The sequence below is a fragment of the Bradyrhizobium iriomotense genome (assembly GCF_030160715.1).
GTDB lineage: Bacteria > Pseudomonadota > Alphaproteobacteria > Rhizobiales > Xanthobacteraceae > Bradyrhizobium > Bradyrhizobium iriomotense.
Genome location: NZ_BSOW01000003.1, coordinates 94,605 through 119,725, shown reverse-complemented (window position 1 = coordinate 119,725; position 25,121 = coordinate 94,605). Strand labels below are relative to the sequence as shown.

Sequence of the window (25,121 nt, the reverse complement as noted above, 5' to 3'; positions counted from 1 at the left end):
AAAAGGTGTCGCGGAAGGGAGGACGAGATGACGATCGTGGAGCAGCAGCCCCCGCCCCAGATGTCTCCCACCGAACGAAGCTGGCACGGCATCGTGCTGCAGACCCTGAAGCGGAACGAGGTCAGCCTGGTGCCCTACGTGCCCGATCGCGTTCTGACGCCGCTGATCAACGCCCTGCACGCCGATCCCTTCTTCACGACCTTTGCGACCGCACGCGAGGAGGAAGCCGTCGGCATCGTCTCCGGCGCCTGGATGGGCGGACGGCGGGGCGCGGTGCTGATGCAGACCTCGGGCTTTGCCACTCTTGCCAATGTGCTGGCCTCGCTCGCGGTGCCCTATCAGATCCCGCTGATCATGTTCGTGTCCGAGCGCGGCACGCTCGGCGAGTTCAACTACGGCCAGGCGCTGGTCTGCCGCACCATGCGCCCGGTGCTGGACTCGCTCGCGATCGAGCACCACACCATTACGCGGCTCGGCGAGCTCGAATTCATTGCCGACCGTTCGATCAAGCAGGCCGTCACCACCCAGGCGCCGGTGGCGCTGATCCTCAACCCGCTGCTCACCGGCGGCAAGGTCTTCGACAAGTGAGATCGGCCATGAACAGCACCCAAGGCAATACCAAGGTGATGAACCGCTTCGACGTCACCTCACGCCTCATCGCGAAGCTCAACAACGAGGAAGCCGTGATCGGCGGCATCGGCAACACCAATTTCGACCTGTGGGCCGCCGGCCACCGCCCGCAGAATTTTTATATGCTCGGCAGCATGGGCCTCGCCTTCCCGATCGCGCTCGGGGTCGCGCTGGCGCAGCCCGACCGCCGCGTCATTGCGCTCGAAGGCGACGGGTCGCTGTTGATGCAGCTTGGCGCGCTGTCGACGATCGCGAACTTGAGGCCGAAGAACCTCACCGTGATCGTGATGGACAACGGCATCTACCAGATCACCGGTGCGCAGCCGACGCCGGCCGCCGGCGTAGCCGATGTCGTGGCAATTGCGGCGGGCTCGGGTCTCGTAAACAGCGCCTGGGCCGCGGATGAAGAGGATTTCGAGCGGCTGGTCGAGGCTTCGCTGACGGCCTCGGAGCCGAGCCTCATTGCGGTGCGGATCGACGACAAGCCGGGCGTCGGCACCACGCGCCGCGATCCCGTGCAAATCCGCGAGCGCTTCATGCAGGGCCTCGGCGTGCGGCAGCCGCTTTGAACACGCGAGGCCCCGCGGCAAACCCCTCCGCGGGGCCTCGACCTCCATCCACGACGATCAATCGATGATCCTGATGACCTTGCGCGTGCGCGGCTCGACGATCACGCGACGGTCGTTGACGACCGCATAGCGATACTCGGTATAGTTCGGGACCGGATGCAGCACCACGGTGGGCGGCAGCGGCTCGCCGACCACGACGCGCTCATGCACCACGACTGATGGCTCGCCGCGCGGAATGCCACCCAGCACCGCGTTCGGAATTTCGAGACCTGCGCCGACGGCTGCACCCACGGTGCCGCCGACCATCGCACCGACCGGGCCGCCGACCTCGCCGCCCGCGCGTGCGCCGTTTGCGGCGCCCTCGGCTGTGGTCGATTGGGCAAAGGCTGCGCTCGACGCCAGCAGCGAAGCGGCAGCCAACGAAATCAAAAGACGGGTCTTCATGTCCTCTCTCCGGATTGTTTGGTCTTGCGCCGTCAACCGTCGGGCCCGGTGATAGTTCCGGGTTCCCGAACGGCTGGAGCGACATCCATCCAGAGAGTGTTACTGCGTAACAGTTTTACGCTGCGGCGATCTCGTGGCCCGCCATCAGTTCGAGCGCGCGCACCATCGCCGAATGATCCCACGCCTTGCCGCCATGCGCAGTGCAGGCCGAGAACAATTGCTGCGCCACCGCCGTGCTCGGCAGCGAAAGGCCGAGCGCTCGTGCGCCTTCGAGCGCGAGGTTGAGATCCTTCTGGTGCAGCTCGATGCGGAAGCCCGGATCGAAATTGCGCTTCACCATGCGTTCGCCATGGACTTCGAGGATCCGCGACGACGCAAACCCGCCCATCAGCGCCTGCCGCACCAGCGCGGGATCCGCGCCGGCCTTGGAGGCGAACAGCAAGGCCTCGCTCACCGCCTCGATCGTCAACGCGACGATGATCTGGTTCGCGACCTTCGTGGTCTGGCCGTCACCATTGGCGCCGACGCGGGTGACGTTCTTGCCCATCTTGTCGAACACGCCCTTCATGGTGTTGAAGGCGCGCTCCGGACCGCCGATCATGATGGTCAGGCTTGCCGCCTTGGCACCGACCTCGCCGCCCGACACCGGTGCGTCGAGATAATCGGCACCGAGCGCCTCGATCCTTTTGGCAAACTCCTTCGTCGCCAGCGGCGAGATCGAGCTCATGTCGACAACAATCTTGCCCTTGGAGATGCCGCTCGCGACGCCGTCCTTGCCAAACAGCACGGCCTCCACATGCGGCGTATCCGGCACCATGATGATGACGGCATCCGCCTCCTCCGCAACCTCCTTCGCCGATTTGCAGTCGACGCCGCCGGCCGCGATCAGCTCCGGCGCAACCGGCGCGACGTCGTGCAGGAACAGCCGATGGCCCGCCGCCAGGAGATGGCCGGCCATCGGCCGTCCCATGGTGCCAAGTCCGATGAAGCCGATGTCGATCATGGTGTCGTTTTTCCTCTGCAACAGTTCTGGCTAAGTCTATCCACGAGCGCACTGCACCTTTCCCGCTTGCGGGAGAGGTCGGCGCGAAGCGACGGGTGAGGGCTTTATCCGCTCGGGGATTTTCTCGGTGCACCTCAGCAATCCCACCGCGGGGGCACCCTCACCCCAGCCCTCTCCCGCAAGCGGGAGAGGGAGCGCAGCATCGCCGTGGCTACATTCTCAGGTCTCGCTCAGGTCTCGAAGGTTTGAGCCGCGTGCCAGGACAGGCCTTCCAGTGTCGTGGTGCGCGGCTTGTATTCGCAGCCAATCCAGCCGCGATAGCCGATCGCGTCGAGATGGCGGAACAGGAAGGGGTAGTTGATCTCGCCCGTGCCCGGCTCGTGGCGGCCGGGATTGTCCGCAAGCTGGATATGCGCAATGCGGTCGAGACGCTTCTCGATGGTGCGGGCGAGATCGCCCTCCATGATCTGCATGTGATAGATGTCGTACTGCACGTAAAGATTGCTCGACCGCACCTCGGAGATGAGCTGCACCGCCTGCTCGGTGCCGTTGAGGAAGAAGCCGGGAATGTCGAGCGTGTTGATCGGCTCGACCAGCAGCTTGATGTTCTCGCGTGCCAGCGCGGCCGCAGCGAAGCGCAGGTTTCCGACCAGCGTCTCGTTCAGCTCGCGCGGATCGGCATCCGCCGGTGCGATGCCGGCGAGGCAGTTGAGCTGGTCGCAATCAAGCGCCTTGGCATAGTCGATGGCGCGGAACACGCCGTCGCGGAATTCGGCGACGCGATCGGGTAGGATCGCGATACCGCGCTCGCCGCCCGCCCAATTGCCGGCGGGGAGATTGTGCAGCACCTGAGTGAGGCCATAGCTGTCGAGCTGCTCGCGCAGTAGTGCCTTGTCGAAATCATAGGGAAAGAGATATTCGACCCCGGAAAAGCCTGCCGCCTTCGCCGCAGCAAAGCGGTCGACAAACGGCATCTCGTTGAAGAGCATGGTGAGGTTGGCGGCAAATTTCGGCACGATCTGTTCTCCCTATTCCGCCGGCTGCAAGACGCCCGGGCGCGTGCTCTCGACCTCGTCGAGCCGCAGATCGAGCACTTCTTCGAACTCGACGATGTTGTCGATCTCGGTGCCCATCGCGATGTTGGTGACGCGTTCGAGAATGAACTCGACCACCACGGGGACGCGGTGCTTCGCCATCAACTCGCGCGCCGTTGCGAACGCGGCCTGCGCGTCCTTGGGATCGGTGACGCGGATCGCCTTACAGCCAAGGCCCTCGGCGACCGCAACGTGGTCGACGCCGTAGACCCCGAGCTCGGGCGCATTGATGTTCTCGAAGGAAAGCTGGACGTGATAGTCCATGTCGAAGCCGCGCTGCGCTTGGCGGATCAGGCCGAGATAGGAATTGTTCACGACGACGTGGATGTAGGGCAGATTGAACTGCGCGCCGACCGCGAGCTCCTCGATCAGGAACTGGAAGTCGTAGTCGCCCGAAAGCGCAACGATGTCGCGATCCGGACATGCCGCGCGCACGCCGAGGGCTGCGGGCAGCGTCCAGCCGAGCGGGCCCGCCTGCCCCGCATTGATCCAGTTGCGCGGCTTGTAGACGCCCAAAAACTGCGCGCCGGCGATCTGCGACAAGCCGATCACGGTGACGTAGCAGGTGTCGCGTCCGAACGCCCTGGTCATCTCCTCATAGACGCGCTGCGGCTTGATCGGCACGTTATCGAAATGGCTCTTGCGCAGCATCGAGCGCTTGCGATCGCGGCAGGCCGCGGGCCACGCCTGGCGCTCGCGCAACCTGCCTGACCGGCGCCACTCCCTGGCGACGGTGACGAACAATTCCAACGCAGCCTTCGCATCCGAAACGATGCCCAGATCGGGGTTGAACACGCGCCCGATCTGCGTCGGCTCGATGTCGACATGCACGAACTTGCGGCCCTTAGTGTAGGTCTCGATCGAGCCGGTGTGCCGGTTGGCCCAGCGATTGCCGATGCCAAGCACGAAATCGGATTCGAGCATGGTGGCATTGCCGTAGCGATGGCTGGTCTGCAAGCCGACCATGCCTGCCATCAGAACGTGATCGTCGGGGATCGCGCCCCACCCCATCAGCGTCGGGACAACAGGCACGTTCACGGTCTCGGCGAATTCGACGAGCAGGTCGGAGGCATCGGCGTTGATGATACCGCCACCCGCCACGATCAGCGGCCGCTCGGCGGCATTGAGCATCTCCAGCGCCTTCTCGACCTGCTTGCGCGTCGCGGTCGGTTTGTAGACCGGCAGCGGTTCATAGGTCTCGTCGTCGAACTCGATCTCGGCGAGCTGCACGTCGAGCGGCATATCGATCAGCACCGGCCCCGGGCGCCCCGAGCGCATCACGTGAAAGGCCTGGCTGAACACGCGCGGCACCAGCGCGGGCTCGCGCACGGTGACTGCCCATTTGGTCACGGGCTTTGCGATCGATTCGATATCGACCGCCTGAAAGTCCTCCTTGTAGAGCCGCGCGCGCGGCGCCTGCCCGGTGATGCAGAGGATCGGAATGGAATCGGCGATCGCCGAATAAAGCCCGGTGATCATGTCGGTGCCGGCTGGCCCGGACGTGCCGATGCAGACGCCGATATTGCCGGCCTTCGCCCGCGTAAAGCCCTCCGCCATGTGGGAGGCACCCTCGACATGGCGAGCCAGGATGTGGCGGATCGATCCGCGCTTCTTCAACGCCGAGTAAAGCGGATTGATCGCGGCCCCGGGAACGCCGAAGGCGGTCGAGATACCTTCCTTCTCCAGAATGCGGACGGCAGCATCGACGGCTCGCATCTTCGCCATATCGGACCTCGCTCGGTTGCGTGACTTCGAGCGTGATCATCGGGCGCAGAGGACGCGCTCTCAACGAGATCGATTTTATTTCCCACGATGCGGCAGCCGCAGAAAAAGCGGGGCGGTCTCAATCGGTTAGATCAGAAGTTCCGTGAAACGCCGGCTACTCGAACAGCGGCGCGAGCTCCATCTGCGGCACCAGCACCAGTCCCTTGTCGGTGATGCGGATCTCCGGAATGACCGACAGCGGGATCAAATTGAACCCCATGTAGGGAATGGTGCAGCCGGCCTCCGCCCATTCCGTCTTCAGCGCCCGCACCTCCTCAGCCACCTCGGTGATGCGCTTGTCCGAGAGCAGCCCTGCGATCGGCAGCGGGACCAGCGCCCTCACCTTGCCGTCCGCCACGACACACACGCCGCCTTGTTGCGCCTTGATCGCCGCGATCGCCACCTGCATGTCAGCTTCGTTGGTTCCGGCGACGATGATGTTGTGGCTGTCGTGCCCGACGCTGGAGGCCACCGCGCCGCGCTTGAGGCCGAAGTCCTTGAGGAGGCCATAGGCGACGTTGCCGGCCGATTTGCCATGGCGCTCGACCACCGTCACGAAGCACAGGCCATGGCGCGCGAACAGCGTCGGCCAATCCTTCGCCGGTTCGATTCTGACCTTCTCGTGGATCAATGTGATGCCGGGAAGCGCGGTCCTGATAGCGTTGACGGTGCAAGCTTTCGCCGGCAACTCCGGCGTCAGCTTGAGCTGTTCCGGCAGCTTCACGGTCGCATAGGCCGCCTTCGGGTATTGATAGCGCTGCGACAGCGCCTGATCGAGGCGCTCTGTGATCTTGCCCTTCTCGACCACGAGTTCGCCGCCATACCAGGTGCATTGCGGCTTCAGATCGTCGTCCATCAGCACGAGATCGGCGCGGCGGCCGCCGCCGAGGCCGCCGATCTCGCCCTCCATGTTGAAGCGCGTCGCGCCATGGAGCGAGCCCATCGACCAGGCCTGCTCCGGCGACATCCCGGCTTTCACGGCTTCGCGCACCACCCAGTCCAGGCCAAACAGGAAGAGATCGTCGGCATCGCGGTCGTCCGTGCACACGGCCGTGCGCTTGTGCGAGGCACCGAGCTCGGTGATGGTGCGGATCGCCTGCGGCAGCGAGTGCCAGGGGGTCGTCGGCGGCCCGCCGCGCAGGAAGACCCAGACGCCGGCATCGAGCAGGTCATCGGCGATATCGCGATCAATCGCCTCATGCGTATCAGTGACGCCGGATGCCGCATAGGCCGCGACGAATTCGCGGCCATAGACGTGACCCGACACCGGGCGCCCGCGCTTCAGCGCAGCAGCGAGGATCGCATGGCTGCGCTCGTCGCCCATGGTCACCGGCACGAAATCCATCTTCTCTCCGAGCGCGACCGCTTCCGGCCAGCGATCGAACAGGCCGGCGATCTTGTCGGGCGTGAGGTCCCCGCCGGCAGTCTCCAGCTCGGGCGAAGTCGCAGGCACCGTCGACGGCACTGTCAGGAAGATCGACAGCGGCGCCTCGCGCGCGTCCTGAAGCATCGCCTCGACGCCGGCGACGTCCATGACGTTGCCGATCTCATGGCTGTCGCAGAAGATCGTGGTGGTGCCGTTGAGCAGCACCGCTTCCGCATAGGCGCAGGCCGTCACCATCGAAGATTCGATGTGGATATGCGGATCGACGAGCCCCGGCGCGATGATGCCGCCGGCAGCGTCATAAACCGCCACGCCGCTCCAGGCCTTTTTGGCCGTGCCCGCCGGCTTCACGCCCGCGATCCGGCCGCCCACGATCCAGACCTCGCGGTTCGGATGGACGCGCTCCGAATAGGTCGACAGCACCCGCGCACCCGTGATGACGAGGTCAGGCGCGACGCGCGCCGAAGCGACGTCGGCGAGGCGTCGCGTCATCGAATGTAGCGGCGCGACGGCGAAGCGGGTCAGTTGGGTCATCGGGAATCTCACAGGGACATGACTGGCCCGGCGATGGTTGCGCCCCCGGTGTGCAGGGGCAACTCAAATAAAACGGCACCGCTGCTTACGCATTGGGCAAACAGGACAAACGCCCCGCCCTTCACCCCTTGTCAGTGGCCTCGGGCAACACGCCGCCCAGCGCCGCCGTCAGTTCCGCGGCGACCTCGCGCACCATCCGGCCAATTTCCGGCAACCGCGCGTCGGTGATGCGGCTCGTCATACCCGAGACGGAGATCGCGGCGAGCGGCTCGGCGCTGGGGTTGTAGACCACGGCCGCGACGCAGCGAAGGCCCATCTCCGCCTCCTCATCGTCCACCGCAAAACCCTGCTTGCGGATCGTCGTGAGCTCCCTGAACAGGTCACTCGGCCGCACGATCGACTTCTCCGTCAGCCTCGGCATGCCGTGATGCCGAATGACCGCGCCGACATCCTCGTCCGAATAGGTCGCCAGCACCGCCTTTCCGACGCCGGAGGTCACCATCGCGACGCGGCCGCCGACCTTGGTCAGCGAGCGCATGATCTCGCGGCTCTCCATGCGCGTCAGCACGATGATGAACTCGTCGTCGACGACGGCGAGGTTGGCGGTCTCGCGGGTGAGATCCCGCAGCTTGCGAAGGTAGGGAACGGCCTGCGCCGTGAAATTGCGCCGCCGTGCGAAGCTGGCGCCGACGGTAAAACTGCGCACGCCGACGTGCCATTTGGATTCGGCGCGATCGAACTGCACGAAGCGGCGGCTTTCCAGCGTCGCCAGCAGGCGATGCACGGTCGAGGCCGAGAGCCCAGTGCGGACGGCGAGATCGCTCAGGCGATAGCCTTCGTCGTCCTCGGCCAGCGTCTCGATGATCGACAGCGCGCGATCGACCGACTGCACGCCGCCGTCGCGGCTTTCGTTATCGGCCTCGGCGGGCGATCGGGGCTCGAGCGACTTGCGCCGGATCACGTTCTTGCTCATCGCGACCTGCCGCTCTTGGGTTCGTCATTCCGGGATGGTCCGAAGGAGCAGACCCGAAAATCTCGAGATCCCGGGTTCGATGCTTCGGATCGCCCCGGGATGACGGAAGTCACTCATGCATTTGAGCGCCGCTCCGGAGATTTCCGAAGCGGCAGCTCTTGTTCGTCAGCTCAGAGCAGCCCTGCCCCGCGCGCCCACTTGTACTTGGCGCCGAGGACCTCGACCGGCATCTCGGTCGAATAGGCGTAGGCCGGGATGCCGTGCTGGTAGAGATATTCGGCAGCCTCCTCGACCTCGACGTCGCCGGCGAGCGAAGCGACCATGGGCTTCACGAAGCCCTTGGCCTCCATCTCCTTCTTCACCTCGACCATGTTGCGGGCGAACACCATCGGCGGGGTGACGATCGTGTGCCAGTAGCCGAGGATCAGCGCGTGGATGCGGTCGTCGGAGAGGCCGAGCTTCACCGTGTTGACGTAGGTGATCGGCGGCTCGCCACCGGTGATATCCACAGGATTTCCGGCTGCGCCAAACGGCGGGATGAACTTGCGGAAGGCCGCATCGAGATCCGGCGGCATCGACATCAGCGACAGGCCGTTGTCGACACAGGAGTCCGACAGCAGCACGCCGGAGCCGCCGGCACCGGTGATGATCAGCACGTTCTCGCCCTTCGGCGTCGGCAGCACCGGCACGCCACGAGCGAATTCGAGCAGTTGCCGCAAGCTGCGAGCCCGGATCACGCCGGACTGCTTGAACACGTCCTCATAGATCCTGTCGTTACCGGCAAGCGCGCCGGTGTGCGAGGACGCCGCCTTCGCGCCGGCCGAGGTGCGGCCGGCCTTGAGCACGACGACCGGCTTCTTCTTGGAGACGCGCTTGGCGGCTTCCGCAAAGGCGCGACCGTCCTTGAGGTCCTCGCAGTGCTGCGCGATCAGGTTGGTGTTCGGATCCTGCTCGAAGAAGGCGAGCAGATCGTCCTCGTCAATATCGGACTTGTTGCCGAGGCCGACGATCGCCGACACGCCCATCTTCGCCGAGCGCGAGAAGCCGATGATGGCCATGCCGATGCCCCCCGACTGCGACGACAGCGCCGCATGGCCCTTCACGTCATAGGCCGTGCAGAAGGTCGCGCAGAGATTGGCCGGCGTGTAATAGAAGCCGTAGATGTTCGGCCCCATCAGGCGGATGTCGTACTTCTTGCCGACCTCGACGATCTCGGCCTGGAGCTCCGGCGCGCCCGCTTCCGCGAAGCCCGACGGAATCAGCACGGCGCCCGGGATCTTCTTCTCGCCGCACTCGGTCAAAGCACCGGCGACGAACTTTGCGGGAATCGCGAACACCGCGACGTCGACCACGCCGGGGACGTCCTTGACGCTCTTGTAGGCCTTGTAGCCGAGGATCTCGGAGGCCTTGGGATGGATCGGAATGATCTCGCCCTTGTAGCCGCCGTTGATGAGGTTCTTCATCACGGAGTTGCCGATCTTGCCGTCCTCGGCCGAGGCGCCGATTACGGCAACGGCCTTCGGCTGCATGATGCGGTTCATCGCCGCGACGATCTCTTCGGTCGGGCGCGGCTTCGGCTTGGGCTTGTAGGCGAAGTCGACGACGATGCGCACGTCCGCGGCGGTCGCATCCTTTGGGGTTGCGAACACCGGGTTGAGGTCGAGCTCGACGATCTCCGGGAAGTCCGTGACGAGCTGCGAGACCTTGACGATGACGTCGGCAAGCGCCGTGCGGTTCACCGGCTCGCCGCCGCGAACGCCCTTCAGGATCTCATGCGCCTGGATGCCGTCGAGCATCGACAGCGCATCCTCCTTGGTCGCCGGCGCGAGGCGGAAGGTGATGTCCTTCAATACTTCGACCAGCACGCCGCCGAGGCCGAAGGCGACCAGCTTGCCGAAGGAACCGTCGGTGATCGAGCCGACGATGACCTCGGTGCCGCCGGCCAGCATCTGCTGCACCTGGACGCCCTCAATCTTGGCGTCAGCTTTGTACTTCTTGGCGTTACCGAGAATGGTCTCGTAGGCCTTCTCGGCATCTTGCGCCGTCTTGAGGCCGACGATGACGCCGCCGGCTTCGGTCTTGTGGAGAATGTCGGGCGAGACGATCTTCATCACGACCGGGAAGCCCATGGAGGAAGCCATCTTGCCGGCCTCGCCCGCCGATTTGGCGACCCCCTCCTTCGGCACCGGGATGCCGTAGGCATCGCAGACGAGCTTGCCTTCAGGGGCCGTCAGGCTGGTGCGGTTGTCGGCCTTGACCTGGTCAAGCACCCTGCGGACGGCATCTTTGGAATTCGACATGTGGTTTCTCCCTTGACCTCAGATCTTGCTTTTCAAGGCGCGTTTTGCGGCTGCCTGTGATGCTTGCCATTCGCCGCGCCTTGTTCCATGCGGCGGAACGGAGGGGCAGAAAACCCGAGCTTACTCCGCCGGCTTGGATCAAAAATGGCTTGCGATGGCATTTGGTATGCCAGAAGCCAACTTGTCAAGGCAGGTCATTGGGCCGAAGGCCGCAAAAAATAGGCAGCTTGACATTCTGGCATGTGGTATGCCAAAAACATTTCGGTAAATATTCCTGTAAAAGACGACTCCCCCTGAGGAGGAGAATCGTCGTGAAGCAAATCAAGGCGTCGCCCAACATGGCCGAGGCAGATCTCGCAATCGTCCGTATTGCCCCGGAGAGCAGCTTCAAGAACAAGGCGTATGACGCCTTGAAGGAAGCGATCCTCAAGATGGACATCTATTCGACGCCCGAGCCGGTGATGCTGGACGAGCGCGCGCTGTCCGAACGCCTGGGTGTCAGCCGCACGCCCATCCGCGAGGCGATCGCGATGCTCGAGCAGGACGGCTTCGTGAAGACCGTGCCGCGCCGGGGCATCATGGTGGTGCGCAGGACCAAGAGCGAGATCGTCGACATGATCCGCGCCTGGGCGGCGCTCGAGAGCATGGCGGCGCGGCTGATCACCACCACCGCGCGCAAGAAGGACATCTCGGCGCTGCGCGACTACTTCAAGGATTTCGGCAAGGATCGCCTGCCCGAGGATCACATCGAGGAATATTCGCGCGCCAACATCGCCTTCCATCAGGCGCTGATCTCGCTGTCGGAATCGCCGATCCTCGTCGACCTCACCAACGATCTGCTCTTGCACGTGCGCGGCTACCGGCAACTGACGATCGGGCGGAAGGACCGCACCGCGACCTCGCTGCCCGAGCATCTCGGCATCATCGAAGCGCTGGAGGCGCGCGACACCGAGCTCGCCGAGAAGCGCGCCCGCGATCACACCCTCGGCCTTGCGGCTTACGTCGAAGCGCATGGCCAGGAACTATTCACGTAGCCGCCTAGCCAGCAACTTCACCAGAAGGGCGAACCATTCGCCCCCAAAAGCCTAAAACGGCACCTTGAGACCAGGGAGACAAGGCCCATGCTGAATACCGCGACCAAGTCCGAAGCACCGGGCACCGAGCAGGAATTGACGGATGGCTTCCATCTCGTCATCGACGCGCTCAAGCTGAACGGCATCAACACCATCTATAATGTGCCGGGCATCCCGATCACGGATTTGGGCCGCATGGCGCAGGCCGCCGGCATTCGCGTGATCTCCTTCCGCCACGAGCAGAACGCAGGCTACGCGGCGGGTATCGCAGGCTTCCTCACCAAGAAGCCCGGCGTCTGCCTCACGGTGTCGGCGCCCGGCTTCCTCAACGGTCTGACCGCGCTCGCCCACGCCACCACCAACTGCTACCCGATGATCCTGATCTCGGGCTCCTCCGAGCGCGAGATCGTCGACCTCCAGCAGGGCGACTATGAGGAGATGGACCAGCTCGCGATCGCAAAGCCGCTGTGCAAGGCGGCCTATCGCGTGCTGCACGCCCAGGACATCGGCATTGGTCTCGCCCGCGCCATCCGCGCTGCGGTCTCCGGCCGTCCCGGCGGCGTCTATCTCGACCTGCCGGCAAAGCTGTTCGGCCAGGTGATGAACGCCGATGCCGGCCAGAAGTCGCTGGTCAAGGTGATCGACGCGGCGCCTTCGCAGATCCCCTCGCCTGCTTCGGTCAAGCGCGCGCTTGACGTCTTGAAGAGCGCAAAGCGCCCGCTCATCATCCTCGGCAAGGGCGCGGCCTACGCGCAGGCCGACGAAGAGATCAAGAGCTTCGTCGAAAAGAGCGGCGTGCCGTTCCTGCCGATGAGCATGGCCAAGGGCCTCCTCCCCGACACCCATCCGCAATGCGCCGGTGCCGCCCGCTCGACGGTGTTGAAAGAGTCCGACGTCGTCCTGCTCATCGGCGCGCGGCTCAACTGGCTGCTTTCGCACGGCAAGGGCAAGAGCTGGGGCGAAGCGCCCAAGAAGTTCATCCAGATCGACATCGAGCCGAGGGAGATGGACTCCAACGTCGAGATCGTCGCGCCCGTCGTCGGCGACATCGGCTCCGTCGTCTCCGCCTTCAACCAGGCGCTTGCGTCGGGCTGGACCACGCCGCCGACCGAATGGACCAACGCTGTTTCGACCAAGCGTGAAGAGAACGTCGCCAAGATGGCGCCGAAGCTCATGAACAACAAGTCGCCGATGGACTATCACGGCGCGCTCGGCGTGCTGAAGAACGTGATCAAGGAATATCCCGACGCAATCCTCGTCAACGAGGGCGCCAACACGCTCGACCTCGCCCGCGGCGTGATCGACATGTACAAGCCGCGCAAGCGTCTCGACGTCGGCACCTGGGGCGTGATGGGCATCGGCATGGGCCAGGCGATTGCGGCTGCGCTCGAGACCGGCAACCCCGTGCTCGCGGTGGAAGGCGACTCAGCCTTCGGCTTCTCCGGCATGGAGGTCGAGACCATCTGCCGCTACAATTTGCCGATCTGCGTCGTCATCTTCAACAATGACGGCATCTATCGCGGCACCGACGTCAACAGCGCCAATTCCGATCCGGCGACCACCGTGTTCGTCAAGGGTGCGCGCTACGACAAGATGATGGAAGCCTTCGGCGGTGTCGGCGTGAACGCCACCTCACCGGACGAATTGAAGCGCGCCGTCAACGAGGCGATCAAGTCGGGCAAGCCGACGCTGATCAACGCGGTGATCGATCCGGCCGCAGGCTCGGAGAGCGGCCGCATCGGCAACCTCAATCCGCAGAGCGTCTTGCAGAAGAAAAAGTAAGCCTTCCCCTTCAACCCATTTTCCCTGCGGTGCAGGGGCAGACAGAGTACGGAGCAACACGATGACCAAGGCGCTCACGGGCGTTCGCATTCTCGACTTCACCCACGTCCAGTCGGGGCCGACCTGCACGCAATTGCTGGCATGGTTCGGCGCCGACGTGATCAAGGTGGAACGTCCCGGTGTCGGTGACATCACCCGCGGCCAGCTGCAGGACATCCCGAACGTGGACAGCCTGTATTTCACCATGCTGAACCACAACAAGCGCTCGATCACGCTCGACACCAAGAACCCCAAGGGCAAGGAAGTCCTCACCGAGCTGATCAAGAAGTGCGACGTGCTGGTCGAGAATTTTGGCCCCGGCGTGCTCGACCGCATGGGCTTCCCCTGGGAGAAGATCCACAGCCTCAACCCAAGGATGATCGTCGCCTCGATCAAGGGTTTTGGCCCCGGACCGTATGAAGACTGCAAGGTCTATGAGAACGTCGCCCAGTGCACCGGCGGCGCTGCCTCGACCACCGGCTTCCGCGACGGCCTGCCGCTCGTCACCGGCGCGCAGATCGGCGACACCGGCACCGGCCTGCATCTCGCGATCGGCATCCTGGCCGCGCTCCACCAGCGCACCAGCACCGGCAAAGGCCAGAAGGTCACGGCTGCGATGCAGGACGGCGTGCTCAACCTTGCGCGTGTCAAGCTGCGTGACCAGCAGCGCCTCGCCCATGGTCCGCTCAAGGAGTACAGCCAGTTCGGCGAAGGCGTTCCGTTCGGTGATGCCGTGCCGCGTGCCGGCAACGACTCCGGCGGCGGCCAGCCCGGCCGCATCCTGAAGTGCAAGGGTTTTGAGACCGATCCCAACGCCTATATCTACTTCATCACCCAGGCCCCGGTCTGGGAGAAGATCTGCGACGTGATCGGCGAGCCGACCTGGAAGACCGATCCGAACTACGCAAAGCCCGCAGCGCGCCTGCCGCGGCTCAACGAAATCTTCGCCCGCATCGAGCAATGGACGATGACGAAGACGAAGTTCGAGGCGATGGAGATCCTCAACAAGGACGACATCCCCTGCGGCCCGATCCTGTCGATGAAGGAGATCGCGGAAGACCAGTCGCTGCGCGCGACCGGCACCGTGGTCGAGGTCGACCACCCGACCCGCGGCAAGTACATCTCGGTCGGCAACCCGATCAAGCTGTCGGATTCACCGAGCGACGTGCAGCGCTCGCCGCTGCTCGGCGAGCACACCGACGAGATCCTGCGCAGCGTGCTGGGCTTCAGCGATCACCAGGTCGCCGACATCCACAAGTCCGGCGCGCTCGATCCGCCGCAGAAGCAGGCCGCGGAGTAAGCGGAACGACTTCGAACCGAACCGAAAGGGCCGCCTGTTCAGGCGGCCCTTTTTTGTGTGTGCTCCGTCTCCCTCTCGCGGGGGCCCACCAAAATTCGAAAAACAACCCCATGCAAAGGAGTCGATGATCGCCGGCACAGGAGATGCGGATTTTGCGAAATCGCTTGACGCGTCGGGCAAATCAGGGGTAAAAGTCGATCATTGCAGATTGACCTCACCTGAGACCGCCATCGCCACGACATCCGGCAATCGGATGTTGCACCACATGGCGAGCTATTGCTCGCCACCAGCATGTCCTCCCAGGTGCATTGTGCAACTGGGCGCCCCTTGTGCAGATAGAACCGAACGCTAAACTCCGGCCGGGAGCGGGCTGATGAAATTTTTTCAGGCGTTGGGATTGCTTGGCTGTACCGCGCTGCTCGTCGCCGCTGCACCTTCGGCCCGGGCCGGAGGGACTTTCGAGATTCCAGCGGGGGCACGTTTCAACAAGGACAAGCTGGCAAAGATCGGCGAGTTCTTCGGTAACGAAGTGACGACCGGGAAGATTCCCGGGGCAATCCTGCTCATCCAGCAGCACGGCAAGCCGGTCTATCACGAAGCCTTCGGCGTGCAGGACGTGGTCTCCAAGGCACCGATCACCGACCAGACGATCTTCCGCCTGTTCTCGATGACCAAGGCCATCACTAGCGCGGTTGCGGTGCAGATGCTCGACGAGGGCAAGTTCGCACTCGATGACCCCGTCGCGAAATACATTCCGTCTTTTGCAAACGTGAAGGTGGGCGTCGAGAAGGAGGCCAGCGACGGCACCAAGACGCTCGAACTGGTGCCGCCGAGCCGGCCGCCGACCGTGCTCGACCTGATGCGCCAGACCTCCGGCATCACCTACGGCTTCTACGGCGATAGCCTGGTCCGCAAGGCTTACAGGGCTGCCAACCTCTATGCCGGCGATTTCGACCTCGCCGAGTTCGCCGAGCGGATCGCAAAACTGCCGCTGCACAATCAACCGGGCGCGCTCTGGCAATATGGCCACTCCACCGACATCCTGGCGCGGATCATGGAGGTCGTAGCCGGGAAGTCTCTGATCGAGATCGAGAGAGACAAGCTGCTCGATCCGCTCGGCATGAAGGACACCGGCTTTTTCGTCGGCGCCCCGGACAAGCAGAAGCTGCTCGCGCAGCCGATGCCCAACGACAGCGACTTCCGCGTGGGGCGCGAAAACAATCCGACCGTTCCGAAGAGGATAATGTACGCTAGCGGCGGCATGGTCTCGACGATGGCGGACTACGCGCGCTTTGCGCAGATGCTGTTGAACGGCGGCACGTACGAAGGCAAGACCATTCTCAGTCCCAACGCGTTCAAGCTGTTGACGACGGATCAGGTCGGACCGGGTTCGGGCGTCGATCGAGATTTCTTCTACTTTCCGGGCGACGGCTTCGGCTTTGCGCTCGGCCTCGCTGTGCGCACCGATGCAGGCCACGCCAGTCCGCCGCCGCCGGGCGATCTCGGCGAACTGAAATGGGACGGCGCGAGCGGTTGTTATTTCGTGATCGACCGCAAGCAGGACATGTTCTTCGTCTTGCTGGAGCAGACCCCCACGGAGCGCCAGCGCATCCAGAGGACGGTGAAGCAACTGATCTACGAGGCGATGGAGGTTGACGACTTCGACGTCGGCAAGTCGGAATTTCAGTCTTCCTGCGCGAGTTGTCACGGCGCGGACGCAAAGGGCAAAGGACCAGTCAGCGGCCAGCTCAGGAACCCGCCTGCCGATCTGACGATGCTGGCCAAGAACAACGGCGGGGTGTTCCCCACCGACGCCGTTTATGAAACCATCCATGGATCGAAAACAATTCCCGCTCACGGCACGCGCGAAATGCCGGTTTGGGGCGTACGATTCAATCCCGTCGTCAACCTGCCGCACGATGTTGATCCGTACTATTGGCAGAAGGCCGGGCCGCAGCAAAGTCCGGAAGTCGTCGTGCGAACACGCATACTGGCCGTTATCGATTATCTGAATCGCATCCAGCAAAAGTAGGACGGACGGGCGTCGGATGACGTGGCGGCGCCAAGCGCCGCGCCGGCGCTCCCGACAAAAGCCGGCGGGCTCGGGGATTGCGGACATCAATGCCTGCGACGCGATCATGCGTGGCGAGCGCTCGCGTAAACGTGTGGAGAGGAGTACCTCGCCTTCGGCTACAATATGCCGCGCCAGCGCGGGTGAAAATACTAAAAATACTAGCAGAGGAGCTGACTATATGCAGATGCATTGCTGTTGGCCTTGCTGTCCTCGCTCTCTCCACCTCTGTCGCTTTGGCCGCTCACCGGACTCGTCATCACGCGATGAACGCTGCTCCGGCTATCAGGACTGGCGGCATCAATAGCACCGACCAGGCTGTATCTGCGAAATCTGCATCCCGGGTAAACTCCGAAAATGGTCGAAGTGAACGGGCTAACCCGGACCCAGTAGCACTACGTCTCGCTCAACGAGATCGTCACTCAAAGGGAGGGGTCACATCCTCTCTGAGGTGATCTGCGCGCCATCAACGCCGCTTAGTTTTGCGGCGCGCTCGACGCCGCGCAACGGATGATCTCCCACACGCGTCAGCGTACTCCTCGATCATCCGTTTCTACAATTTGTGCGAGCGTCGTGGCGTTTCAGGTGAACAGACAAGTTTCGGCCGGGCTACAGGAGGTCGCACATGTCGAAGCACTCTACGTTGGATCGTCGTGGTTTTTTACAAGCCGCCGCGGCGGGCGTTTCTGCCGAGTTCCTTCCGACCCTCGCAGCTGCCCAGCAAACTGGTCGGGGTAAATCGGAAGTGGCCGTCAGAGCAGGCGCAAACACATCCTTTGAGCACCTGAAGCAGATCGACGCTGGCGATCTCAAGGTGACTTACGCCGACGCGGGCCCGGAGGATGGCCCCGCTGCTATTCTGTTGCATGGTTGGCCGTACGACATCCACAGCTTCGTCGACGTGGCCCCGGCTCTGGCATCGCACGGATATCGCGTGATCGTTCCCTATCTGCGCGGATACGGTCCGACCCGTTTTCTCTCCGCAGACACGTTCCGCAATGGTGAACCGGCAGCCGTTGCCGTCGATATCGTTGCATTGATGGATGCGCTGAAGATCGAGAAGGCGACGCTTGCCGGCTTCGACTGGGGTGCCCGGACCGCCAATGTCATCGCGGCTCTCTGGCCGGAGCGCTGCAAGGCAATGGTCTCCGTCAGCGGCTATCTCATCGGAAGCCAGGAGTCCGGCAAAATGCCATTGCCGCCCAAGGCGGAGTTCGAGTGGTGGTATCAGTTCTATTTCGCCACGGAGCGCGGCCGCGAAGGCTACGATAAGAACCGGCACGACTTCGCCAAGCTCATTTGGCAGCAAGCGTCACCGAAGTGGAACTTCGACGATGCCACCTTCGAGCGCAGCGCGAAGGCGTTCGACAATCCCGATCACGTCGCGATCGTGGTCCACAATTATCGGTGGCGAATGGGCCTCGCCAACGGCGAGCCAAGATTTGACGGTCTGGAGAAGCGGCTCGCCGACGCTCCCGTTATTGCGGTGCCTACAATCACGATGGAAGGCGACGACAACGGCGCGCCGCACCCAGAGCCCAGTGCTTATGCGAAGAAGTTCTCGGGCAGATACGAGCACCGTCTGATCAAAGGCGGAATCGGACACAATTTGCCGCAGGAGGCTCCGCAACCCTTCGCGGAAGCGGTCATGGATGTCGTCGAGATCTGATCGGCAGATCAGTTCACCTTCACATTGGAAGCAGAGCAGAAGCAAGGAGAGAGAGCATGACCGATTTCCGCAAGGAAAGTGACAGCCTCGGCGTGGTCGAGGTGCCTGCAGACAAGTTGTGGGGCGCCCAAACCCAGCGTTCGCTCGAGCATTTTTCGATTGGCAAGGATCTGATCCCCCGCGAAATGATCACAGGCTATGCGATTCTGAAGAAGGGCGCTGCGGCCGCCAACCGCGCGAGCGGTCGCCTGGACGATACGAGATACAAACTGATCGTGCAGACCTGCGACGAAATCCTGGCCGGTCAGCACCACGACATGTTTCCGCTGCATGTGTGGATGACGGGCAGCGGTACGCAATTCAACATGAACGTCAACGAGGTGATTTCGAACCGCTGCAGCCAGTTGGCCGGCACGCCCCTCGGTAGCCACAGGCCGGTCCATCCAAACGATCACGTGAATATGGCACAATCGTCGAATGACTCGTTTCCTTCGACGATGAACATCGCGGCCGGCGTGAACGTCAAACAGCGGTTGATTCCGGCGGTAACGGAATTGCGCGATGCAATCGCGGCCAAATCGAAGGAATGGGAGAACATCGTCAAGATCGGCCGCACGCATATGCAGGATGCGACCCCGCTGACGCTCGGCCAGGAATGGTCGGGTTACGCCGGCATGCTCTCGGACGATCTGGAACGGACAGAAGCGGCCCTGCAGGGCGTCTACCGGCTGGCGCTCGGCGGCACCGCGGTCGGCACCGGCATCAATTCGGCACCGGGCTTCGCCGAAGCGGCCGCAGCCGAAATCGCCAAGCTCACCGGCCTGCCGTTCGTGACCGCGCCGAACAAATTCACCGTCCAAGGTGCTCACGACGCGCTGGTTCAACTGTCGGGCACGATGCGAACGCTCGCTGTTTCTCTCTACAAGATAGCCAACGACGTCCGCCTGATGTCATGCGGCCCCCGTGCGGGCTTCGCCGAGCTGTCGATACCGGAGAATGAGCCGGGCTCCTCGATCATGCCGGGCAAGGTCAATCCCACCCAGTGCGAGGCGCTCACGATGATCGCAGTCCAGGCAATGGCCAACGACGTGGCGGTCGGTTTCGGCGGCGCCGGCGGTTACCTCGAAATGAACGTCTACAAGCCGCTGATGATCTTCAACATCACGCATTCGATCGCGATCTTGAGCGACGGCTGCGTCAACTTCCGCAAATTCCTGGTGGAAGGGACCAAGCCGAACCTGAAGAAGATCAACGAGTATGTCGAGCGCTCTTTGATGCTGGTGACGGCGCTGTCGCCCGTGATCGGCTACGACAAGGCCTCGAAGATTGCGCACTACGCAATGGACAACGATCTCACGCTCAAGGAAGCTGCGCTCAAGCTTGGTTTCGTCAGCGAGGACGAGTTCAACCGCGTCGTGGATCCGACCAAGATGGTGAAGCCATATGTAGCGAGCGGGGCGACCTCCACGGCCGCCGGCTGAACGGCTGCTGCAGACGCGAGGACCGGCGTCCAGCCTGGCCGGCCCTCGCGCTCCCGTACGTTCGCCTGGGAGGAATGGTCATGACCGGTGAAGAGCGTTCGGAGCTGAGCCTTGCCTTCGCGAGAATTCTTTTCGTGAACGGCCAGGCAACCGATCAGATCATCGCGTCGATCCGGCGGCTCACCAACAAGCTCGGTCTGAAAGCCGAGCTGCTGCCACGCTGGGGCGAACTGCAATTGCGATCGGACCGCGACGGGGTGCCGTCGATCTCGTATGTCGAGGCCGATCCGGTCGGGGTCGACATGGATCGTGTCGTTTCCACGATGCAGACGATCGCCGATATCGAGGCTGGTCGGCTTTCGCCCGAGCAAGCGAGCAAGCGGATCGAGGCCGTCGCCAAAGCGCCGCCCGCACCGGCATGGCTTTTCGCTCTGGCTGCCGCCGCCGGTGCGGTCGCGCTCGCGATCATCTTCGGGATCCAGCACGAGCTTACCGCGCTATTGATCTTCCTGAGCGCCGGCGCCGGCGGATTCCTCCGCCGCGCCATCGCCAAGGTGAGCGCGAACATCTTCCTTCAGCCCTTCTGTGCCGCGCTGCTTGCTGGTCTGATCGGCGGGCTTGCAGTGCGCTATCAGTTGAGCACCGCGCTGCGGCTCGTCGTGGTGTGCCCCTGCATGGTGCTGGTTCCGGGGCCGCATATTCTCAACGGCACGCTCGACCTGATCGCCGGTCGCATACATTTGGGTAGCGCACGACTCATTTATGCCGGCCTCGTCGTGGTCGCGATCTCGACCGGACTGCTCTTGGGGCTCACCCTGTTGCACGCGTCGCTTCCGATCGACCCGCCGGGGCTGGCGGTGCCGCTCTGGCTTGACGTGATCGCGGCCGGCGTAGCGGTGGCCTGTTACAGCGTATTCTTCTCGACCCCGTTGAACATGCTCCCCTGGCCGATCGCGGTCGGCATGCTGGCCCATGCCTTGCGTTGGGTAGCCATCGCCAAGCTTGGCGCCGGCGTAGCAACGGGGGCTCTCGTGGCCTGCCTCGTCGTCGGCGTGCTGCTCACGCCAATCTCGCGCCGCTTCCACTTGCCGTTCGCAGCGATCGGCTTTGCGTCCGTGGTGTCGATGATACCCGGAGTCTACGTCTTCAGGATGATGAGCGGGCTAACGCAAATTGCAGATACGGCGCAGGCCACGCCGGAACTGGTCGGAGCCACAATTGCAGACGGCGTCACAGCCGTCGCCGTCATCTTGGCCATGAGCCTGGGCTTGATCGTGCCAAAGACGGCAATCGACTTCTTTGGCGATCGGTATGCTCAAAGGAGCTGAAGATGCTTTCATTCGCTCAAAAGTTCCATGTGGGACGGACGTCCATCATTCCGCCTGACGAAGCAGCCGTGTTGCTCCGCATGGAGGAACGGCTTCCGCCGGTGCTCAGCGTCATCGCGGGAATGGTCGATCTCACCGGCTTTTTTAATCTTGGCCATATTTTCACTGCTCACGTCACCGGAAACATCGTAGTGGTCGCCGCGGCGGCGGTACACGCTGGCGCATTCAACTTGATGCAGGCGATGGCCATTCCCGTATTCATGTTAGCGCTCGCCGCTGCGTGGCTGGTTGCTCGCGTTTCCAGCCTACGCGGTGCATCCCTCACACGCCTGCTTCTATTGATCCAATTTTTGTTGCTCAGCGTGGTCTTTGCTTTCAGCGTCACCACGGAGCCGTCGGTCAACCCGGACGGTTTGACGGCCCGCATCGCCGTCATGGTTGCAGTTTGCGCGATGGCGTTCCAGTACGCTCTTCTCCGCTTGGCAATGCCCAACGCGGTTTCAACAGCGGTCATGACTGGCAATCTGACCAACACGGTTTTGTCGCTGATGGACATCCTGTCACCGCAGCACCCCTTAATGACGGTCGATCGCGGACGATTGAAGAGATCCCTTCACCTGCTGATTGGGTTCCTGGTGGGCTGCCTCGTGGCCGCTGCTGCGATCTCGACGCTGGGAGACTGGGCGTGGTCGATCCCAACCGTACTGGCAGCTCTCGCGATCGCGGTGCGATAGAGGACACTTCCGAACTGGAGATCCCAGCAGAACCACAATTTCGGATATTTCTGGCGGAGCTTGGAAGGAGATCATGCCATGAGTATTCTCATCACCAAGGATGGCACGCAGATTTACTATAAGGACTGGGGCAAAGGTCAGCCGATCGTTTTCAGCCATGGCTGGCCGCTTAACGCCGATGCCTTCGAGGACCAGATGTTTTTCCTGGCCTCGCACGGATATCGCGTCATTGCCCATGACCGCCGCGGGCATGGCCGCTCCGATCAGCCCTGGCTAGGCAACGACATGGACACCTATGCCGACGATTTGGCGGAACTCGTCAAGAAGCTCAATTTAAAGAGCGTGATTCATGTAGGCCATTCGACTGGAGGGGGCGAAGTCGCACGCTATATCGGACGTCACGGCACCAAACGCGTCGCCAAGGTTGTCCTCATTGGTGCGGTACCACCGGTCATGCTCAAAAGCGCGACTAATCCCGCCGGCTCGCCTATCGAGGTCTTTGACCAGCTCAGGGCTAGCGTTCTTGCCGATCGCTCGCAGTTCTGGAAGAACCTCAGCATCCCGTTCTATGGCTACAACCGACCAGGCGCCCAAATTTCCGAGGGCGTGCGAGAGTCATTCTGGTTGCAGGGCATGATGGCTGGCATGCCGGCCAGCTATTTCTGCATCAAGGCGTTCTCGGAATCGGATATGACCGAGGATCTAAAGAAAATCGACGTACCAACGCTGATCTTGCACGGTGATGACGATCAGATCGTACCGATCGCAGATTCAGCGATGCTGTCGGTCAAATTGGTGAAGAATGCCGAGCTGAAGACCTATAAAGGTGCGCCGCACGGCATGTGCACGACCGAAAAAGACAAGATCAATCAGGATCTCCTCGCCTTCATCGAACGCAAAGAGGCGCAACGAGCCGCCTGAAGGCGAAGTGCGTGACAAACAGCTGACGGCTCGCACGCGTGATCCACGATCTATGCGCGGTATGAGCCGCGTCCAAACGTGTTCGAGCCCACAGTCGCCCGATTGGCATCTTTCCAGGCGTCGGAACCGACGCCTCAAACGACGCGTTTGCCGGCCTGGGCCGCGATCGGCCTCTGCACGAAATACATCACGATCAAGGAGATCACCGCCGTCGTCACGACGACGTATCCCAGCCGGTCGAAATGCCGGAGCGAACCGTCGGCATTCTGTGCGATGAGCGCGGCGGCGAGCACGGAGCCGAGCCCGCCGGAGAGTTGTTGCAGGGACGCGCCGATCGCGCTGAAGGAGCCGCGTTGTCCGGGCTCGGGGATTGCGGACATCAATGCCTGCGACGGGATCATGCGTGAAAAGATGCCGACGAACAGCAAGACGTTGACCAGGATCGCGACCGACAGACTCACCTGACCGAGATGCGTGTAGATCAGCACCATGACGATGGACATGGCGCTGCCGAAAGCAAAGGTGGGGTATTTGCCAAAAGCGTCGCTCGCGCGACCCACCAGCGGTCCGATGACGATACTGAACAGGCCGGAGACGAGATAGATCGTCGGCAGATGAATGATGTCGATGCCGAGATTGTGCACGGTGTAGGCGCTGCCGAACGGCATCAGCATGTAGCCGCCGGTCGCCAGCAGCGTCGTCAGCGCGAATGCCGTCCAATAACGGGGCTGTGCGACCGTCGCGATCAGATGCCGGAACGGGTTCTTGTCCTGCTTCAGCAGAAGATGGCCATTGACCGGCTTCATCAGGAACAGCACGGCGAGCATGCCGGCAATCGACAGGCCGACCAATGCGCCGAACGCGACGTGCCAGTTCCAATGGTTGGAGAGGAAAAGACCGGCCGGGATGCCGAGCACCTGGCTTGCGGCGAAGGCGGTTTGCACGAAGCCCATGACGCGGCCGCGCAATTGCAGCGCAAAGAGATCGGTCACGATGGCGAGCACAACGGAGCCGATCACACCGCCGAACAAGCCTGTCACGATCCGCCCCAGCAGCAGCACGTGATAGTTGGGAGCGATCGCGCAAAGCGCCGTTCCAAGGGTGAAGCCCAGATAGAAAAACAAAAGCATCCATTTGCGATCGAACCGATCGGCAAAGCCGGCCGCCAGGATGCCGGAAATTCCGGCGCTGAATGCGTAGGCCGAGACCGCCACCCCGAATTGTCCGGCCGAAATATCGAGCGCCGGCATGATGATGGCGCCGAGTGGCGACATGATCATGAAATCGATGATGATCGTGAACTGGACCAGCGCCAGCAGCGCAACAAGGATCGACTGGTAGCGCGAAAAGCCGCGGGAGAGCTCTTGCCGCTGGTCGACCGGCTCCGTCAGGGTTTGTTCAGTCATGACATTCATTCGGAAAGCAGAAAGGTGAGGACGTGCGATGGCGGACCCCGCCCCTGTCTATTGTGCTTCCAGCGTTATTTCGATGGCTTGACAAGCAGTTTTGATGCCTGCGCGACGCGCGGAGCACCGGATCAGTCCGCCGGGCTCGCGCTGATCGTCCAGACGGCACGGGTCAGGCGCGTTGAAACCCGCCATAGCGCCCGGATTGATACTGACTAGAGGTCCCCGCCTCCCAGGAGCTTCTTGCCCGCTGCAGCCCCGGACATCGCATCCCTGCAAGGCTCGCTCAGCTCTGCAACGTGCGATTTGATGCACTGCCTGATGCCGCCGGTCCCAGGCGCAATACCGGCACATAGTTTCGCGACATCGGCTTTGCAGATCTTTCCGGTCACCGCCACCGTGAGCAGGCGGTCCCGGCAGGACTCCGACACGTCGTTCAGATGAGACTTTATGCAAGCCTTGATCCGGCCTTCACCGGGTGAAACGCCCGCGCACAGCGTCTTGATGTCGCCGGTGCAAGGCGGGCCAGCCTGCTGCGCTAGCGCGATGGAATCTGACAGCAACAGCGCTATCACAATGACGAGCCCGGGTCGGATTCCTGCCATTTTGATGCCCTCAGCTT

Annotated in this window: 19 protein-coding genes and 1 pseudogene; 11 read left to right on the top strand and 9 right to left on the bottom strand. The window is 62.8% G+C overall.

The window, feature by feature from the left end:
- Window positions 1–27: 27 nt before the first annotated feature.
- Both QQL28_RS05060 and QQL28_RS05055 read left to right on the top strand, forming a co-directional pair.
- Window positions 28–588, top strand: coding sequence for a thiamine pyrophosphate-binding protein (locus QQL28_RS05060; RefSeq protein WP_284261802.1), 561 nt, complete (start codon window positions 28–30; stop codon window positions 586–588).
- 8 nt (window positions 589–596) lie between these two features.
- Complete coding sequence (locus tag QQL28_RS05055) at window positions 597–1,199, top strand: thiamine pyrophosphate-dependent enzyme (RefSeq protein ID WP_284261800.1); 603 nt, start codon at window positions 597–599, stop codon at window positions 1,197–1,199.
- A 57-nt stretch (window positions 1,200–1,256) separates the two neighbouring features.
- Here QQL28_RS05055 and QQL28_RS05050 read toward each other — a convergent pair whose 3' ends face one another.
- The 7 genes from QQL28_RS05050 to QQL28_RS05020 form a co-directional block, all read right to left on the bottom strand.
- On the bottom strand, window positions 1,257–1,643 hold the full coding sequence (locus QQL28_RS05050; RefSeq protein ID WP_284261798.1) for a DUF1236 domain-containing protein: 387 nt from the start codon (window positions 1,641–1,643) through the stop codon (window positions 1,257–1,259).
- Window positions 1,644–1,758: 115 nt separating this feature from the next.
- A complete protein-coding gene (locus tag QQL28_RS05045; protein WP_284261796.1) occupies window positions 1,759–2,646 on the bottom strand; it encodes a 2-hydroxy-3-oxopropionate reductase in 888 nt (295 codons plus the stop codon).
- A gap of 230 nt (window positions 2,647–2,876) precedes the next feature.
- A complete protein-coding gene (hyi, locus tag QQL28_RS05040) occupies window positions 2,877–3,662 on the bottom strand; it encodes a hydroxypyruvate isomerase (protein WP_284261795.1) in 786 nt (261 codons plus the stop codon).
- 12 nt (window positions 3,663–3,674) lie between these two features.
- Window positions 3,675–5,465 carry a glyoxylate carboligase gene (gene gcl / locus QQL28_RS05035; protein ID WP_284261793.1) on the bottom strand — a complete coding sequence of 597 codons (1,791 nt, stop codon included), beginning with the start codon at window positions 5,463–5,465 and terminating at the stop codon, window positions 3,675–3,677.
- A gap of 154 nt (window positions 5,466–5,619) precedes the next feature.
- Window positions 5,620–7,422: an adenine deaminase gene (locus tag QQL28_RS05030; RefSeq protein WP_284261791.1), complete on the bottom strand. Its 1,803-nt coding sequence runs from the start codon at window positions 7,420–7,422 to the stop codon at window positions 5,620–5,622.
- 121 nt (window positions 7,423–7,543) lie between these two features.
- A complete protein-coding gene (locus QQL28_RS05025; RefSeq protein ID WP_284261789.1) occupies window positions 7,544–8,395 on the bottom strand; it encodes an IclR family transcriptional regulator in 852 nt (283 codons plus the stop codon).
- A 170-nt stretch (window positions 8,396–8,565) separates the two neighbouring features.
- Entirely contained in the window at window positions 8,566–10,695 is a 2,130-nt protein-coding gene (locus QQL28_RS05020) for an acetate--CoA ligase family protein (RefSeq protein WP_284261787.1), read from the bottom strand.
- Window positions 10,696–11,033: 338 nt separating this feature from the next.
- Here QQL28_RS05020 and QQL28_RS05015 point away from each other — a divergent pair, with 338 nt between their 5' ends.
- From QQL28_RS05015 to QQL28_RS04975, 9 genes and pseudogenes are all read left to right on the top strand, one after another.
- Window positions 11,034–11,729, top strand: a complete 696-nt coding sequence (locus QQL28_RS05015) for a GntR family transcriptional regulator (RefSeq protein WP_051389613.1) — start codon at window positions 11,034–11,036, stop codon at window positions 11,727–11,729.
- Between the two features lie 87 nt (window positions 11,730–11,816).
- On the top strand, window positions 11,817–13,550 hold the full coding sequence (oxc, locus tag QQL28_RS05010; protein WP_284261785.1) for an oxalyl-CoA decarboxylase: 1,734 nt from the start codon (window positions 11,817–11,819) through the stop codon (window positions 13,548–13,550).
- A gap of 61 nt (window positions 13,551–13,611) precedes the next feature.
- The gene (gene frc / locus QQL28_RS05005) at window positions 13,612–14,889 is read left to right on the top strand and encodes a formyl-CoA transferase (RefSeq protein ID WP_284261780.1); all 1,278 of its coding nucleotides are present in this window, start codon (window positions 13,612–13,614) and stop codon (window positions 14,887–14,889) included.
- 373 nt (window positions 14,890–15,262) lie between these two features.
- Window positions 15,263–16,540, top strand: a pseudogene (locus QQL28_RS05000) (serine hydrolase domain-containing protein); the annotation flags it as partial.
- A gap of 1,045 nt (window positions 16,541–17,585) precedes the next feature.
- Entirely contained in the window at window positions 17,586–18,629 is a 1,044-nt protein-coding gene (locus QQL28_RS04995; protein WP_284261778.1) for an alpha/beta fold hydrolase, read from the top strand.
- 56 nt (window positions 18,630–18,685) lie between these two features.
- Window positions 18,686–20,110 carry a class II fumarate hydratase gene (gene fumC / locus QQL28_RS04990; RefSeq protein ID WP_284261776.1) on the top strand — a complete coding sequence of 475 codons (1,425 nt, stop codon included), beginning with the start codon at window positions 18,686–18,688 and terminating at the stop codon, window positions 20,108–20,110.
- 80 nt (window positions 20,111–20,190) lie between these two features.
- Complete coding sequence (locus QQL28_RS04985) at window positions 20,191–21,438, top strand: threonine/serine exporter family protein (protein ID WP_284261773.1); 1,248 nt, start codon at window positions 20,191–20,193, stop codon at window positions 21,436–21,438.
- A 2-nt stretch (window positions 21,439–21,440) separates the two neighbouring features.
- A complete protein-coding gene (locus QQL28_RS04980) occupies window positions 21,441–22,172 on the top strand; it encodes a YoaK family protein (RefSeq protein WP_284261767.1) in 732 nt (243 codons plus the stop codon).
- Between the two features lie 78 nt (window positions 22,173–22,250).
- Window positions 22,251–23,093, top strand: a complete 843-nt coding sequence (locus QQL28_RS04975; RefSeq protein ID WP_284261765.1) for an alpha/beta fold hydrolase — start codon at window positions 22,251–22,253, stop codon at window positions 23,091–23,093.
- 134 nt (window positions 23,094–23,227) lie between these two features.
- On the opposite strand, the gene QQL28_RS04970 is transcribed toward QQL28_RS04975, so the two are convergent.
- On the bottom strand, window positions 23,228–24,499 hold the full coding sequence (locus tag QQL28_RS04970; protein ID WP_284261763.1) for an MFS transporter: 1,272 nt from the start codon (window positions 24,497–24,499) through the stop codon (window positions 23,228–23,230).
- 215 nt (window positions 24,500–24,714) lie between these two features.
- Entirely contained in the window at window positions 24,715–25,104 is a 390-nt protein-coding gene (locus tag QQL28_RS04965) for a cysteine rich repeat-containing protein (protein ID WP_284261761.1), read from the bottom strand.
- Between the last annotated feature and the right edge of the window lie 17 nt (window positions 25,105–25,121).